This window comes from Burkholderia sp. 9775_39 (genome assembly GCF_015712225.1).
Taxonomy (GTDB): Bacteria; Pseudomonadota; Gammaproteobacteria; order Burkholderiales; family Burkholderiaceae; genus Burkholderia; species Burkholderia cenocepacia.
The window spans coordinates 1-1,004 of record NZ_JACCQC010000072.1 but is presented as its reverse complement, the minus strand read 5'-3'; the positions used below and the strand labels follow the sequence as shown (position 1 = coordinate 1,004).

Below are 1,004 nucleotides of genomic sequence, written 5' to 3'. Positions count from 1 at the left end.
ATCGAGCTGATCGCGTCGGAAAACTACACGAGCCCGGCCGTGATGGCCGCGCAGGGTTCGCAGCTCACGAACAAGTACGCGGAAGGGTATCCGGGCAAGCGCTACTACGGCGGTTGCGAGTACGTGGACGTGGTCGAGCAGTTGGCGATCGACCGCGTGAAGCAGCTGTTCGGCGCGGAAGCCGCGAACGTGCAGCCGAATTCGGGTTCGCAGGCGAACCAGGGCGTGTTCTTCGCGATGCTCAAGCCGGGCGACACGATCATGGGCATGAGCCTCGCGCACGGCGGCCACCTGACGCACGGCTCGCCGGTGAACATGTCGGGCAAGTGGTTCAACGTGGTGAGCTACGGCCTGAACGAGAACGAAGACATCGACTACGACGCGGCCGAGAAGCTGGCGAACGAACACAAGCCGAAGCTGATCGTCGCGGGCGCATCGGCATTCGCGCTGAAGATCGATTTCGAGCGTCTGGCGAAGATCGCGAAGTCGGTCGGCGCATACCTGATGGTCGACATGGCGCACTACGCAGGCCTGATCGCGGCGGGTGTGTACCCGAACCCGGTGCCGCACGCGGATTTCGTGACGACGACGACGCACAAGAGCCTGCGCGGCCCGCGCGGCGGCGTGATCCTGATGAAGGCGGAATACGAGAAGCCGATCAACTCGGCGATCTTCCCGGGGATCCAGGGCGGCCCGCTGATGCACGTGATCGCGGCGAAGGCGGTGGCGTTCAAGGAAGCGCTGTCGCCGGAGTTCAAGGAATATCAGCAGAAGGTGGTCGAGAACGCACGCGTGCTGGCCGAAACGTTGGTCAAGCGCGGGCTGCGGATCGTGTCGGGCCGTACGGAAAGCCACGTGATGCTGGTGGACCTGCGCGCGAAGCACATCACGGGCAAGGCGGCGGAAGCGGCGCTCGGCGCGGCGCACATCACGGTGAACAAGAACGCGATTCCGAACGACCCGGAAAAGCCGTTCGTGACGAGCGGCATCCGTCTCGGCTCGCC

Annotated in this window: 1 protein-coding gene; it reads left to right on the top strand. The window is 64.6% G+C overall.

The annotated features are described in order from the left end of the window. A partial coding sequence (gene glyA / locus H0X90_RS35290) for a serine hydroxymethyltransferase (protein ID WP_196438433.1) occupies positions 1–1,004 on the top strand: 1,004 nt, incomplete at both ends.